15 protein-coding genes are annotated in these 13,425 nt (G+C 71.4%); 10 read left to right on the top strand and 5 right to left on the bottom strand.

Annotated features, from left to right (window positions below):
• Position 1: 1 nt before the first annotated feature.
• Positions 2–850 (bottom strand): helix-turn-helix transcriptional regulator, encoded by an 849-nt coding sequence (locus tag GH747_RS18640; RefSeq protein WP_149771133.1) that lies wholly within the window; start codon positions 848–850, stop codon positions 2–4.
• A gap of 111 nt (positions 851–961) precedes the next feature.
• On the opposite strand from GH747_RS18640, the gene GH747_RS18635 reads away from it, so the two are divergent.
• On the top strand, positions 962–1,690 hold the full coding sequence (locus tag GH747_RS18635) for an SDR family oxidoreductase (RefSeq protein WP_149771132.1): 729 nt from the start codon (positions 962–964) through the stop codon (positions 1,688–1,690).
• A gap of 4 nt (positions 1,691–1,694) precedes the next feature.
• Here GH747_RS18635 and corA read toward each other — a convergent pair whose 3' ends face one another.
• Complete coding sequence (corA, locus tag GH747_RS18630) at positions 1,695–2,678, bottom strand: magnesium/cobalt transporter CorA (RefSeq protein WP_163695778.1); 984 nt, start codon at positions 2,676–2,678, stop codon at positions 1,695–1,697.
• A gap of 50 nt (positions 2,679–2,728) precedes the next feature.
• On the opposite strand from corA, the gene GH747_RS18625 reads away from it, so the two are divergent.
• The 7 genes from GH747_RS18625 (at position 2,729) to GH747_RS18595 (ending at position 8,269) form a co-directional block, all read left to right on the top strand.
• Positions 2,729–3,451 carry an MSMEG_4193 family putative phosphomutase gene (locus GH747_RS18625; protein ID WP_149771130.1) on the top strand — a complete coding sequence of 241 codons (723 nt, stop codon included), beginning with the start codon at positions 2,729–2,731 and terminating at the stop codon, positions 3,449–3,451.
• Positions 3,452–3,511: 60 nt separating this feature from the next.
• Positions 3,512–4,039 (top strand): DUF3090 domain-containing protein, encoded by a 528-nt coding sequence (locus tag GH747_RS18620; protein WP_149771129.1) that lies wholly within the window; start codon positions 3,512–3,514, stop codon positions 4,037–4,039.
• Complete coding sequence (locus GH747_RS18615; protein WP_228552999.1) at positions 4,032–4,850, top strand: SCO1664 family protein; 819 nt, start codon at positions 4,032–4,034, stop codon at positions 4,848–4,850. The genes GH747_RS18620 and GH747_RS18615 overlap by 8 nt, the downstream gene beginning before the upstream one ends.
• Before the next feature lie 23 nt (positions 4,851–4,873).
• On the top strand, positions 4,874–6,112 hold the full coding sequence (gene mshC, locus GH747_RS18610) for a cysteine--1-D-myo-inosityl 2-amino-2-deoxy-alpha-D-glucopyranoside ligase (protein ID WP_149771128.1): 1,239 nt from the start codon (positions 4,874–4,876) through the stop codon (positions 6,110–6,112).
• 19 nt (positions 6,113–6,131) lie between these two features.
• Entirely contained in the window at positions 6,132–6,989 is an 858-nt protein-coding gene (locus tag GH747_RS18605; protein ID WP_149771127.1) for a PAC2 family protein, read from the top strand.
• A 93-nt stretch (positions 6,990–7,082) separates the two neighbouring features.
• Positions 7,083–7,799 (top strand): HAD family hydrolase, encoded by a 717-nt coding sequence (locus GH747_RS18600; RefSeq protein ID WP_228552998.1) that lies wholly within the window; start codon positions 7,083–7,085, stop codon positions 7,797–7,799.
• Positions 7,796–8,269: an anthrone oxygenase family protein gene (locus tag GH747_RS18595; protein WP_149771126.1), complete on the top strand. Its 474-nt coding sequence runs from the start codon at positions 7,796–7,798 to the stop codon at positions 8,267–8,269. The genes GH747_RS18600 and GH747_RS18595 overlap by 4 nt, the downstream gene beginning before the upstream one ends.
• On the opposite strand, the gene GH747_RS18590 is transcribed toward GH747_RS18595, so the two are convergent.
• The 3 genes from GH747_RS18590 to GH747_RS18580 form a co-directional block, all read right to left on the bottom strand.
• Positions 8,159–9,550: an MFS transporter gene (locus GH747_RS18590; RefSeq protein WP_149771125.1), complete on the bottom strand. Its 1,392-nt coding sequence runs from the start codon at positions 9,548–9,550 to the stop codon at positions 8,159–8,161. The genes GH747_RS18595 and GH747_RS18590 overlap by 111 nt on opposite strands.
• Positions 9,547–10,131, bottom strand: coding sequence for a helix-turn-helix domain-containing protein (locus GH747_RS18585; protein WP_149771124.1), 585 nt, complete (start codon positions 10,129–10,131; stop codon positions 9,547–9,549). Before GH747_RS18585 ends, GH747_RS18590 begins: the two co-directional genes overlap by 4 nt.
• Before the next feature lie 99 nt (positions 10,132–10,230).
• Positions 10,231–11,121 (bottom strand): RecB family exonuclease, encoded by an 891-nt coding sequence (locus GH747_RS18580; RefSeq protein ID WP_149771123.1) that lies wholly within the window; start codon positions 11,119–11,121, stop codon positions 10,231–10,233.
• Between the two features lie 37 nt (positions 11,122–11,158).
• Between GH747_RS18580 and GH747_RS18575 the strand changes: the two genes are divergently transcribed.
• Together GH747_RS18575 and GH747_RS18570 are read left to right on the top strand one after the other, a co-directional pair.
• On the top strand, positions 11,159–12,376 hold the full coding sequence (locus GH747_RS18575; protein ID WP_228552997.1) for a site-2 protease family protein: 1,218 nt from the start codon (positions 11,159–11,161) through the stop codon (positions 12,374–12,376).
• Between the two features lie 7 nt (positions 12,377–12,383).
• Entirely contained in the window at positions 12,384–13,280 is an 897-nt protein-coding gene (locus tag GH747_RS18570; RefSeq protein ID WP_149771121.1) for a tRNA (adenine-N1)-methyltransferase, read from the top strand.
• Positions 13,281–13,425 lie beyond the last annotated feature (145 nt).

The following is a 13,425-nucleotide window of genomic DNA, read 5'->3' as shown; positions in this document are numbered from 1 at the left end:
CTCAGCGGACCTCGGCGCCGAGGCTCTGCGTCCCCACGACCTTGACGAGCTGCAGGAGCTCAGCGTCGCGGGAGCCGGGTTCGGCCGAGTAGACGATCACGGTCTGGTCGGTCTCGGCGACCTCCAACGCGTCGCAGTCGAGCTTGAGGCTGCCGACCGTCGGGTGCGTGATGGTCTTGCGGTGGCTGCGCCACACCTGCGACGGCGCCTCGTCCCACAGGCGGGCGAACTCCGGGCTGTGGGCGCGCAGCTCGTCCACCAGCCGTCGGAGGTCGGCGTCGGCGGGATACTTCGCGGCCGCCGCACGCAACGACGTCACCGACTGCGCTGCGGTGACCGCGGCCTCGTCGGCGGACATCGAGACGCGGCTCGGCGCGCCCAGGAACCGTTGCCGGACGATGTTGCGCTGCTGCGGGGCGAGCACCGAGAAGTCGCCCATGAGCGCCGCGGCGAGCGGGTTCCACGCGAGGACGTCGCCCTTGGCGCTGAGCACGATGACGGGCTGGTCCTCGAGGCGGTCGAGCAGCCGGAGGATGCTGGCGCGGACCAGCATCGGGACGTGCCCGTCGCGCGGCGAGGCCGCGTCCGCCAGGTCGAACATCTCGCGGCGCTCGTCGTCGCTCATCCGCAGCGCACGCGCCAGCGCGGCGAGCACGGAGGTCGAGGGTCGAGCGCCCCGCCCCTGCTCGATGCGGGTCACGTAGTCGACGCTGATGCCCGCCAGGATCGCGAGCTCCTCGCGGCGGAGACCGGTCACGCGCCGGCGTGGTCCCTCGGGGAGCCCGACGTCGGCCGGGGTGACCCGGCCACGGGCGCGGACGAGGAGGCGGCCCAGCTCACGGCGATCCACACCGTCACGATGGCACGCGTGGGCGCGGTCCACCACGCCACAGCCTGGTACAGGCCGTACCAGGACGGAACGGTCCTGGAACGCCGCTGCTGCAGGGCTCAGGCTCGTGGCATGACGACAACCACCAAGACGACCACGGCCCTGGTCACCGGGGCGAACAAGGGAATCGGCCTCGAGACGGTCCGCCGCCTCGCCGGCCTGGGATGGACGGTCTGGCTGGGGGCGCGCGACGCCGAGCTCGGGAGGAAGGCGGCCGAGACGCTTCAGCAGGACGGCCTCGACGTCCGTCCGGTCACCCTGGACGTGACCGACGACGCCTCGGTGGCCGCTGCGGTCACCACGGTCGGGGAGAGCGCCACCGGACTCGACGTGCTGGTCAACAACGCCGGGATCGCCGGGAGGAGGGTGGGTCCCGAGGCGTCCGTGCCTGCAGACTTCATCGCCGTCTACGGGGTGAACGTCCTCGGTCCCGTCCGGGTCACGAACGCCTTCCTGCCGCTGCTGCGTGCGTCGGACCAGCCTCGGATCGTGAACGTCTCGAGCGGCATGGGGTCGTTCGGGGTGACGAGCGACCCGAGCCGCCTCGAGGCGAGCCTGGTCAGCCTCGTCTATCCGTCGTCGAAGTCGGCCCTCAACATGATGACGACGATGTACGCGAAGGCGTTGCCGGAGCTCCGGGTGAATGCCGTCGACCCCGGCTACACCGCGACAGACCTCAACGACCACCGAGGGACGCAGACCGTGGAGGAGGGGGCCGACGCGAGCGTACGAGCCGCGACGGTGGCGCCGGACGGGCCGACGGGGGCGTTCTTCAGCCGTGACGGTGTGCTGCCATGGTGACCGGTCAGAGCCAGCCGGAGCGTTTGAACGCGCGCCAGAGCACGACCACGATCACGGCCATCAGCAGGAGCGACAGCGGGTAGCCGACGGCCCAGTGCAGCTCGGGCATGTGCTCGAAGTTCATCCCGTAGACGCCGGCGACCAGCGTCGGACCGGCGACCATCGCGGCGTACGCGGCGAGCTTGCGCATGTCGTCGTTCTGCTGGACCGAGATCTGCGTGGCGCGCGCCTGCATGACGTTGTCGAGCAGGTGGTCGAGCGTGTCGATGGTGCCGCGCGCGTGGACGAGGTGGTCCGCGATGTCCCGGAAGTACGGCAGCAGCCCCTCTGGCACCGGCCACTTCGAGCGGTCGGAGAGGAGCTCCTGGATCGGCGCGTGGATCGGGACGACGGCCTTGCGGAACGCGACCAGCTCGCGCTTCAGCAGGTAGACGCGCGCCGTCGACTCGGCCGGCGCCTGCGCGAACACCGCGTCCTCGACCTCCTCCACGTCCTCGGTCAGCTCGTCGGCGATCGCCTGGTAGGCGTCGACGACCGTGTCGACGACGTGGTACGCGGCGGCCACCGAGCCGTACGCGAGCAGGTCCGGCTGGGCGGCGGCCCGCTCCCGGATGTCGTCGAGCCGTGGCCAGTCGCCGTGGCGGACCGTGATCGCGTAGTGCGGCCCGACGAACATCGACACCTCGCCCAGCTTCACCGTGTCGGAGGCCTCGTCGTACTTCAGCGTGCGCAGCACGACGAACGCCGAGCTGTCGTAGACGTCGACCTTCGGACGCTGCCGCGCCGTCACCGCGTCCTCGACGGCGAGCGGATGCAGGCCGAACACCCGCTGCAGGTCGCTGAACTCGGCGTACGTCGGGTCCTGGAGCAGCACCCACACGAAGTCGTCCGGCTCCGTCAAGGTGCCGGCGATCTCGCTCAACCCGTGGACGGTGGGGTCCGTCGGCACGATGCTCCGGTCTCGGTAGGCCGCACACTCGACGATCACGAAGCCATTCTGGACCGTTGCGGAGCCCGGAGCCCGACTACGCTCGTGGCGTGCCGACCCTGATCCTCGTGCGCCACGGGCGTACCGCAGCCAACGCCGACGGCATCCTCGCCGGACGCACCCGCGGTATCGGCCTCGACACCGTGGGTCAGAAGCAGGCCAAGTCGGTCGGCAAGCGGCTGGCAGCAGTGCCGTTGTCCCTGGTCGTCAGCAGCCCGCTCCTGCGCACCACGCAGACCGCGCGCGAGATCGTCGCCGCCCAGGCCGGCGATGTCGCCATCCGTCGCGACGGTGGCTTCGTCGAGTGCGGGTACGGCCGCTGGACCGGTCGCAAGCTGAGCGACCTCGCGAAGGAGCCGCTCTGGTCCATCGTGCAGCGACAACCCTCGGCGGCGATCTTTCCCGGGGGAGAGGGCCTCGCGGAGATGGCGGCGCGGGCCACCGACGCCGTACGCCGCTTCGACCGTCAGGTCGCCCGCAACCACGGTGCCCGGTCGGTGTGGGCGGCGGTGAGCCACGGTGACGTGATCAAGGCGATCATCGCCGACGCTCTCGGGCTGCATCTCGACCTGTTCCAGCGGATCTCCGTCGCGCCAGGATCGGTCAGCGTCATCTCGTACGGCATGTACCGGGCGACGGTGCACCACGTCAACGACCTGGGGTCGGACCTGTCTGCGCTCGCGAGGCAGGCCGAGGCACCCCCGTCCGACGGCGACGACGCCTCCGCCGACGGCGTACCCCGTGGTGACGCACCCGTCGGCGGCGGTTCCTGATGCCGCGGTCGTCCGGGGCAGGAGTCGCCACCGGGAGTCGGCCTGTCTAGGCTCGGACCCATGCTGATCCACCGGTACGAGCGCCCGAGACGGTTCGTGGCAGGCACCGTCGGCGCGCCCGGTGAGCGGACCTTCTTCCTCCAGGCCAGCGACGGCGCTCGGGTGACGTCCGTGGCGCTGGAGAAGACACAGGTGCAGGTCCTTGCGGAGCGGCTCGAAGCACTGCTCGTGGAGGTCGGTGGCGATGCCGCGAGCAGCGGCCCCGCGCCCGGCCGTACGGTCGATCTCGAGCCCCTCGACCAGCCGATCGAGGAGGAGTTCCGCGTCGGCGCGATGACGCTCGCCTGGGAGCCCGACGACGGTGAGGTCGTCGTCGAGGCGTTCGCGGTGACCGACGACGAGGACACCGAGGCCAGCGACGTGCTCGTCGTGACGCTGCGACCGGAGGTCGCGCTGGAGTTCGCCGAGCGCGCCCGCAGCGTCGTCGCTGCCGGGCGCCCGACCTGCCCGTTCTGCGGAGGCGTCGTCGAGCCGGAGGGCCACCTGTGCCCGCGCGCGAACGGCTTCCGCCGGGTCCCGCGTGACTGAGCCGCGACCCGAGCAGACGAGCGTGCTCGACCTGCTGACCGGCGGCGAGCTCGAGGTGACGGGCCGGCTCGTACGCGCGTCGAACGGGACGTTCTTCGGGGAGGTGCGCTCCGGTGAGGACGTCGTCGAGTGCGTCTACAAGCCGGTGCGTGGCGAGCGCCCGTTGTGGGACTTCCCGGACGGCACCCTCGCCGCGCGGGAGCGCGCTGCGTACCTGGTCTCCGAGGCCGCCGGCTGGCACGTGGTCCCGCCGACCGTCCTGCGCGACGGCCCCCTCGGGTACGGGATGGTGCAGCGCTGGATCGACGTCGACCCGCAGCGGCCTCAGGTCGACGTCCTGCCAGCGGGGGAGTCCCGGCCGGGGTGGTTCGCGGTGCTGGACGCGTTCGACGAGGCGGACAGGCCCGTACGCCTGCTGCACCGCGCGTCGGCCACGCTGCGGTCGATGGCGCTGTTCGACGCGGTCGTGAACAACGCGGACCGCAAGGGGAGCCACATCCTGCCGGAGCGAGGTGTCCCGGACGACGCCCCCGTCGTCGGGTGCGACCACGGGCTGACCTTCCACACCGAGCTCAAGCTCCGCACCGTGCTGTGGGGCTGGTCGGGCGAGCCACTCGACGGGGAGGAACGTGCACGGCTGGACGTGCTGCGGGACGCCGTCGACGCCGGGCCGCTGCGCGACGAGCTCGACACGCTCGTGACGCCTGCGGAGGTCCGGGCACTCGTCGAGCGGATCGACGAGCTGGTGGCGACAGGGCTCATGCCGGAGCCGGGAGACCGGTGGCCCACGATCCCGTGGCCGCCGCTGTAGACCCGGCCTTATACCCTCGTGGCATGCGCGCCTGGACGTCTCCCGAAGTCCCCGACCTCTCCGACCTGGGTCTCGGTCGAGGCTCCGCCGTCCAGGTGTTCGACACGGCGCGCGGCGCGGCCGCGGAGATCGACCCGCAGGACCACGCCCGCCTCTACGTGTGCGGGATCACGCCGTACGACGCCACCCACCTCGGCCACGCCGCCACGTACCTGACGTTCGACCTGCTGCAGCGGGTCTGGCGCGACCGTGGCCTGGACGTCACCTACACCCAGAACATCACCGACGTCGACGACCCGCTGCTCGAGCGGGCCAACGCGACCGGTGTGGAGTGGACCGCGCTCGCCGAGCGCGAGATCGACCTGTTCCGCGAGGACATGGCGGCCCTTCGGATCCTGCCGCCTGACCACTACATCGGCGCCGTCGAGTCGATCCCGGTCGCGCTGCAGCTGATCGAGCGGCTGCGCGATGCCGGGGCGACGTACGAGGTCGACGGCGACGTCTACTTCTCCGTCCGCGCCGACAAGGACTTCGGCGGCGTGTCCGGCTACGACACCGACACGATGCTCCGGCTCTTCGGCGAGCGCGGCGGCGACCCCGACCGTACGGGCAAGCGCGACCCGCTCGACTGCCTCCTGTGGCAGGCCGAGCGACCCGGCGAGCCGTCGTGGGACAGCCCCTTCGGCCGCGGTCGTCCCGGCTGGCACGTCGAGTGTGCGGCGATCGCGCTGGAGACACTCGGCCGCGACTTCGACGTCCAGGGCGGCGGCACGGACCTGATCTTCCCGCACCACGAGATGTCGGCCTCCGAGGCGCAGGTCGCGACCGAGGCACGCTTCGCCAAGGCGTACGTCCACCAGGCGATGGTGGCCTACGACGGCGAGAAGATGTCCAAGTCGCTCGGCAACCTCGTCCTGGTCTCCCGTCTGCGCGCGGACGGGCACGACCCGATGGCCATCCGACTGGCCGTGCTGGCCCACCACTACCGGACGCCGTGGGAGTGGGCCGACTCCGACATCGTCGACGCCCACAAGCGTCTCGACCGCTGGCGCGAGGCATTCGCGAGTGGCGGTCCCGACCCGGAGGGCGTCGTCGCCGCGGTGCGTCACGCCTTGTCGCACGACCTCGACGCGCCCGGCGCGATCGTCGCCGTCGACGCGTGGGTCGATGCCGCGCTGGCCGGCTCCGGGGACGCCGACGCGGGCCATGGGAGCGGTCAGCTCGTCCGTGCCGCGGTCGATGCGCTGCTCGGTGTGCTCTGACGCGTCATAGAGTGAGGGTGTGAGCGAGCAGAACGAGTTCCCCACCGTCGTCGACCCGTGGCTGGTCGTCGCCTTCGAGGGATGGAACGACGCGGCAGAAGCGGCGACCGACGCCGTGGACCACCTGATCGACTGGTGGGACGCAGAGATGATCGCCGAGCTCGACCCGGACGACTACTACGACTTCCAGGTGAACCGGCCGTACATCGGGCGTGACGAGGAGACCGGCGAGCGGACCGTCACGTGGCCGACGACGCGGGTGTTCCTGGCTCGTCCGGTCGGCTCCGAGCGTGACGTGCTCCTGGTCCGCGGGATCGAGCCCAACATGCGCTGGCTCGCGTACTGCGACGAGCTGCTCGCCCTGGCCGACCGCTTCGCGGTCCGCGGCATCGTGACGCTCGGCGCGCTTCTCGCCGACACCCCCCACACGCGGCCGATCCCCGTCACCGGCACGACCAGCGATCCGAGCCTGTCGGCACGCCTTCACGTCGAGGAGTCCCAGTACGAGGGCCCGACCGGCATCAACGGCGTGTTCTCGGTCGCGAGCGCCGACGCTGGGGTCCCCACCGTGTCGCTGTGGGCCGCCGTACCGCACTACGTCGCGCAGTCGCCGAGCCCGAAGGCCACGCTCGCGCTGCTCGGCTATCTCGAGGACGTCCTCGCCATCAGCCTGCCGCTGGGTGACCTGCGCGACCTCGCACGGGCGTGGGAGCGCGGCGTGGAGGAGCTGGCCAGCTCGGACGAGGAGATCGCCGCGTACGTCGAGTCGCTCGAGGAGGCGCGCGACACCTCCGACCTGCCGGAAGCCACGGGAGACGCCATCGCCCGGGAGTTCGAGCGCTACCTGAAGCGTCGGTCGCGCGACACCGACACGTAGCCCGCAGTTGGTTCCGTGGGCCCCACGCCGACCTAGACTCGACGTGGCCGCGGCTGCGCCACTGCGCATCCTCCGACGACGAACTAGGAATCCATGAGCCTCGACACCTCGGCGTGCGCGACCCAGACCGGTACGACCGACCCGATGCCGGCCGCCGTCCTCTGGGACCTCGACGGCACCATCGTCGACACCGAGCCCGTCTGGCTCGCGGCAGAGTTCTCCCTGGCCCGTCGCTACGGCGGCGAGTGGACGGAGGAGGACGGTCTCGAGCTCATCGGCAGCGACCTGCTCGATGCGGCGCGCACCATCCGCGAGCGGATGGGCATCCAGCCGACGCCCGAGGAGATCGTGACGGCGATGGTCGGAGAGGTCGCTGACCACCTGCGCCACGCCGACCTGGTCTGGCGACCTGGCGCGATCGAGATGATCGACCGGCTCGCGGCGGCTGGTGTGCCGCAGGCGCTGGTCACCATGTCCTACACGGAGATCGCCGAGGCGTTGATCACGCGGATGGCGTCGAACCCGTTCGGTGCTGTTGTCACGGGTGATCGGGTCACGCAGGGCAAGCCGCACCCAGAGCCGTACCTCACCGCGGCGAGGGCCCTGGGCGTCGATCCGGCGCGCTGCGTCGCGATCGAGGACTCCGGCACGGGCACGCGCTCGGCCGTCGCTGCCGGGTGCCAGGTCCTCGTGGTTCCCAACCTCGTCCCGGTCGAGGCAGGGGAGCGGCGCACCCTCGTGGACTCCCTGGCGGGTCTCGGCCCGGCCGACCTCGGTGCCCTCGTCGCTGGACCGGGCCTGCCGCGATGACCGCCACGACCGTCCTCACGCTGCTCGGTGTCGTCGGCACGGGCGTGATGGCGGGCGTCTACGTCGCCTTCTCCGTCATGGTGATGCCGTCGCTCGACCGCCGACCGCCGCAGGAGGCGGTCGCGTTCATGCAGGAGACCAACCGCTACGCCGTACGCCCTGCCTTCCAGCTGGCGTTCTCCGGCACGGCTGTCGTCGCCGTGGTGCTCGTCGTGCTTGCTCTCGTGGCCGACGACGTGTCGCGTGGCTGGCTGCTCACCGGCTCTGCGGCGTACCTGCTCACGATCGTGGTCACCGGCGGCTTCCACATCCCGCGCAACAACGCGATCGACGCGGTGGATGCGGCCGATGCCGCGGCGTCAGACGTCGCCTGGACTGCGTACTCCCGCCCGTGGACTCTCGGCAACCACGCCCGGGCGCTGCTCTGCGTGGTCGCCCTCCTCGCGTACGTCGCTGCGCTCGGCGTCTGAGGGAGCGTCCATCTCCTTCCACTCCGGCCGCAGCGCCGTGAGCGTCGTGGTCAGGAAGTAGGCGACGCCGCACACGAGCAGCACGGGGGAGAGGCCCACCGCCGTGACCGCCACCCCGGCCATGAGTCCGCCGACCGGCATCCCCGCCCAGGCGATGGCGTCGGTCAGCGCGCCGACCCGTCCGTACAGGCGCTGCGGGACGCGCTCGAAGAGGACCGCGCCGAGGATCGGGTTGAGGAAGCCCGAGCCGAGTCCTGCGACGGCGAACACGCCGAGGACCACGGGCAGCGGGACGTCGAGCAGCAGCACGATGAAGCGCGGCGCTCCCGCGACCAGGAATCCGACGAAGAACACCGGTCGTCGGCGCATCCGGTGGGCGAGAGCCGAAGCCAGCAGGCTCCCGACGACGGCCGCCGCGCTCATCACGGTCAGCGCGAGCCCCATGCCGGCGGCGCCGGCGCCCGAGTCGTGCGCCCACACCGGCAGGAGGACCGCCGCGAAGGCCATGTCGAGCAGGTTCGTGATGCCGACCATGACGACGATGGCGACGAGCAGCGGGTCACGGATCAGGAAGCCGAAGCCCTCGGCGAGTCGGCGGAGGTACGAGGACTCGTCGAGCTCGCTCAGGGCCGCGTCGTCCTGGGCGTCGGCCTGGTGAGCGGGACGGCCCATGCCGTGTGGCAGTGCCACGGCCACCAGGAGCGCCCCCAGGACGAAGCAGGCCGCGTTCACGGCGACACCCGTGACCGGACCGATGAGCGCGATGACGGCGCCTCCCACGGCAGGGCCGACCGTGGAGGCGAGGCGCTCGACCGTGCCGGAGAGCCCGGTCGCCCGCACGAGCGGGACTCCGACCCGCTCGGCCGCCTCCGGCACCATGATCTCCTTCGCGAGGTCGCCGGGGCCGCGCGCGGCGCCGACGACGGCCACGAGGGCCAGGAACACCGGCAACGACAGGGCGTCGACCAGATGCAGGAGGGGGATGGCGGCCGCCGCGACGGCGCTCACGAGATCGGTGCTCCACGAGACCAGGCGGCCCCCGACACGGTCGATCCAGGGGCCGCTGAGTGCCTTGACCACCACGTACGGGGTGAGCTCGCAGAACGCAACGAGCCCTGTCTTGGTCGCGCTGCCAGTGGTGGCGAGCACGAACCATGGGAACGCGATGGCCGAGATCCGGGTGCCGGTGAGCGAGACCGCCATCGCGAGCAGCAGGCCGGTGAGCGGTCGGCGCGAGGGGCGTGGCCGCTCGGATCCGGACGCGCGCGCAGCGGTGGTCATGAAGGATCCTCGTCGACCGGCTGGGGGAGGATCTGGAGGACGACGCTGACGGGCTCGGCCCCCGCCGGGGCGGGGTTGCCGGGTCGGTCGTAGCGGAACTCCCGGACGACGGCGTGGAGCCGCATCGCGAGCGTGCGGGCCTCGTCGGGGGTGACGCGCAGGAGGTAGTCGCTGAGATCCATCACGTGACGCCAGTCGGGCTGCATCGTCGCGCGCGCGTTCACCGTCTGCTCGAGCTGCCGGGTGTAGGCGCTGGCGATCGAGCGGAGGTACTCGTCGACGACCTCGGCATCGCCGTCGCCGAAGTCGCGGTCGTCCATCTCCGTCATGCGGTGGGCGGCCCGCCACCAACGGTCACGGGCGTTGCCCCGGCCGGCGTCGTCGGTGACCAGCCCGGCCTTCTCGAGCTGACGCAGGTGGTACGAGGCGGACCCCGAGCTGATGTCCAGCCGTTGCCCGAGGAGCGTCGCGGTCGACGGTCCGTGGCGGCGCAGGGCGCCGAGGAGCGCCACCCGGAGAGGGTGCGCGAGGGCCTTGAGCGTCGACGAGTCGAGGACGACGTGGTTCGGATCGGTGGTCACGGGACCTACTGTAGAACCGCAAAGAGTTCTTTGCAAAGGGTTCTTTGCAATCCTCCGGAGCTCAGTCGATCAACCCGGAGCTGAGTCGATCAACAGGACTCAGTCGGCAGCGGCAGGGCTCTCGGCCGGGGACATCACCGCAGGCTCGATCGGCAGCGTCTCGCGCTCGGGGAGGGGAGGGAGCGTGCCGCCCCACTCGGGACAGCGAGCCTTGTGGTCGCACCAGCCGCACAGCACGCTCTTGTTGGGGCGCCACTCGCCGGTGGTGGACGCGCGCTCGATCGCCGTCCACAGGGCACGGAGCTTGCGCTCGGTCGCCAGCAGGTCCTGCTCGTCGGGGGAGTAGCGGAGGACCTCCTCGTTGCCGAGGTACATCAGCTGCAGCAGCGTCGGGATCGTCCCCGTGGTGCGCCACATGACCAGGGCGTAGAACTTCATCTGGAACAGCGCCTTGGCCTCGAAGAACTCGCGTGGCGCCTTGCCGGTCTTGTAGTCGACGACACGGACCTCGCCCGTCGGGGCGACATCGACGCGATCGACGTAGCCGCGCAGGAGCAGCCCGCCGTCGATGACCGTCTCGACGTACTTCTCGCGCTCGGCGGGCTCCAGCCTGCGCGGGTCCTCGAGGGCGAAGTAGGAGGCGAGCAGACCGCCGGCGCTCTCGAGCCACTGCGCGAGGTCGGCGCCGTCCTTGAAGAGCTCCTCGACCTGCGGCTCGGCCTCCTTGAGCCGGTCCCACGCCGGCGCCACCATCGAGCGGGCCTGCTCGAGCGTGCGCGCTGGGGCAGGCGCGTCGAACAAGTCCTCGAGCACGGCATGGACCAGCGTGCCGCGCACGGCGTCCGACGACGGCGTCTCGGGGATGCGGTCGACGACGCGGAACCGGTAGAGCAGCGGGCACGTCATGAAGTCAGACGCCCGGCTCGGCGAGAGCGAACCGATCACCGAGACGCCGTCGACCACCGTGCGCTCCACCGTCTGCGTCCTCATGCCTGTCAGCGTAGGCGAGCAGACCGACATTCCGGGCGTGCCACGACCCGATACGGTGGACGACGTGAACGGCTCGTCCACACCCCCCTCCCGTACCCGCCCGCCGGGGACCCTCCGCATCGGCGAGATCGGGGGGATCGACGTGCTCGTCCGGTCGTCCTGGCTGGTCGTCGCTGTCCTCATCGCCGTCGTGCTCGCGCCGACGATCGAGATGATCGCACCCGGCCTGGGCGCACTGACGTACGTCGCGGGCCTGGCCTTCGCCGTGCTCCTCTACCTGTCCGTGCTCCTGCACGAGGTCTCTCACGCTCTCGTCGCGAAGGCCTTCGGCTACGAGGTGCGTTCCGTCACCTTGAACTTCCTCGGTGGCGTCACCGAGATCGAGGGCGAGCCCGACACGCCCGGCCGCGAGTTCTGGATCGCCGTCGTCGGGCCGCTGACCTCGCTCGCGGTCGGCGGTGTCGCGTGGGTGGCGGCGCTGATCGGCCCGGATACCGGCCTGATCGCGTTCGCGTTCCGCGCGCTCGCCCTCGCGAACCTCGTCGTCGGCGTGCTCAACCTGCTCCCCGGGCTGCCGCTCGACGGCGGGCGTGTCTTCCGTGCGGCCGTCTGGAAGGTCTCGGGCAACCCGTACGCCGGCTCGGTCGCCGCAGCGTACGGCGGCCGCGCCGTCGCCCTCCTGGCCCTCGCGTTCCCCTTCGTCGGGCGCGAGGTGATCGGGCTCGACATCACGATCCTCGACTACGTCATCGCATTCGTCGTCGCCATGTTCCTGTGGACGGGTGCGACCCAGGCGCTCGTCGCCGCGCGCATCCGCCGCGGGCTGCCCGCGCTCACCGCCCGGGGCCTCGCCCGCCGCGCGGTCGAAGTCGCGCGCGCCACCCCTGTCGTCCAGGCGATCGAGCAGGCGCGCGAAGCCGGCGCAGGCGCGATCGTCGTCCACGGGCCGACCGGGGCGATCGACGGCATCGTCGACGAGCGTGCCGTGCTCGCCACCCCCGAGGCACGCCGCCCGTGGGTCGAGGCCGGAACCCTGGCGCGTACGCTCTCCCCGGGGCTCACGCTGCCCGTCGACATCGCCGGCGAGGCGCTGATCCGGGCGCTGCAGCGGACCCCGTCCACCGAGTACCTCGTCATCGACGGCGACCGCTTGTACGGCGTCCTGGTGATGGCAGACGTCGACAAGGCGTTCGCCGAGCACGTGAGGACCGACAGGCAGAGCCGTACCGGCAAGCAGAGCAGGGCAGGAAGGTAGACGACCGATGGACGAGCGCCTCTCGGGAGTGCACCGCGGGCCGATGGCGGTCGGCCAGTGGGTCAGGCTGACCGACGCCAAGGGCCGCCGGCACAACATCCAGCTCGAGGAGGGCAAGAAGTTCTTCACGAAGTTCGGCGAGATCCTCCACGACGAGCTCATCGGGCAGCCGGAGGGCATCGTCGTCGAGTCGTCGCTCGGCGGCCAGTACCTCGTGTTCCGTCCCCTCATGCACGAGTACACGACCTCGATGCCGCGCGGCGCGGCCGTCATCTACCCGAAGGACGCCACCCAGATCGTCACCTTCGCCGACATCTTCCCCGGCGCCCGGGTGCTCGAGGCGGGTGCAGGATCTGGCGCGCTGACGACCTTCCTGCTCCGCGCGGTGGGCGACAGCGGCCTCGTCTCGTCGTACGAGCAGCGTGAGGACTTCGCGGAGATCGCGACCCGCAACGTCGAGCAGTTCTTCGGCGGACCGCACCCGGCCTGGCGCCTGACCGTCGGCGAGCTGGGGGAGAGCGTCGTCGACACCGAGGTCGACCGGATGATCCTCGACATGGTGGACCCCTGGGAGTACGTCGAGCTGGCGGGCCGTGTCCTGGCCCCGGGCGGCATCCTGTGCTGCTACGTGGCCACGACCACGCAGATGTCGCGCATCGTCGAGACCCTGCGCGCGCACGGCGAGTTCGCCGAGCCCGACGCCTGGGAGACGATGCAGCGCGGCTGGCACCTCGAGGGCCTCGCGGTCCGCCCGCAGCACTCGATGAACGGGCACACCGCGTTCCTCGTGACGGCGCGCCGGATGGCGCACGGGCAGCGAGCCCTCGCCAAGAAGCGGCGCCCGGCCCCGGGCGCGTACGGTCCGGAGTACTCGGGCCCGCGGCCCGCCGACCTGCCGGAGTGACCCCCGGCGCCCGGCGCGCGTGTTTCATTCTCATAACCGCGCGCGGACGCGAGCGGTTGGTCACCGGGGGCGTATAGGGTCGTTGTACGAGGAGCCACAACGCCGCGCACACGGGTCGATCCCGGGCGTGTCCGGGGCTGACGGT

It is taken from the genome of Mumia xiangluensis, from assembly GCF_010994095.1.
In the GTDB taxonomy this organism is placed as follows: domain Bacteria; phylum Actinomycetota; class Actinomycetes; order Propionibacteriales; family Nocardioidaceae; genus Mumia; species Mumia xiangluensis.
The sequence above is the reverse complement of the archived record's forward strand: the minus strand, read 5'-3'. Positions and strand labels throughout refer to the sequence as shown.

Excerpts from the sequence above, each read along its gene's own strand:
- GH747_RS18600 (WP_228552998.1), top strand. The coding sequence starts at position 7,083 with ATGAGCCTCGACACCTCGGCGTGCGCGACCCAGACCGGTACGACCGAC.
- GH747_RS18580 (WP_149771123.1), bottom strand. The coding sequence starts at position 11,121 with ATGAGGACGCAGACGGTGGAGCGCACGGTGGTCGACGGCGTCTCGGTG.
- GH747_RS18635 (WP_149771132.1), top strand. The coding sequence starts at position 962 with ATGACGACAACCACCAAGACGACCACGGCCCTGGTCACCGGGGCGAAC.
- GH747_RS18570 (WP_149771121.1), top strand. The coding sequence starts at position 12,384 with ATGGACGAGCGCCTCTCGGGAGTGCACCGCGGGCCGATGGCGGTCGGC.
- mshC (WP_149771128.1), top strand. The coding sequence starts at position 4,874 with ATGCGCGCCTGGACGTCTCCCGAAGTCCCCGACCTCTCCGACCTGGGT.
- GH747_RS18590 (WP_149771125.1), bottom strand. The coding sequence starts at position 9,550 with ATGACCACCGCTGCGCGCGCGTCCGGATCCGAGCGGCCACGCCCCTCG.
- GH747_RS18620 (WP_149771129.1), top strand. The coding sequence starts at position 3,512 with ATGCTGATCCACCGGTACGAGCGCCCGAGACGGTTCGTGGCAGGCACC.
- GH747_RS18595 (WP_149771126.1), top strand. The coding sequence starts at position 7,796 with ATGACCGCCACGACCGTCCTCACGCTGCTCGGTGTCGTCGGCACGGGC.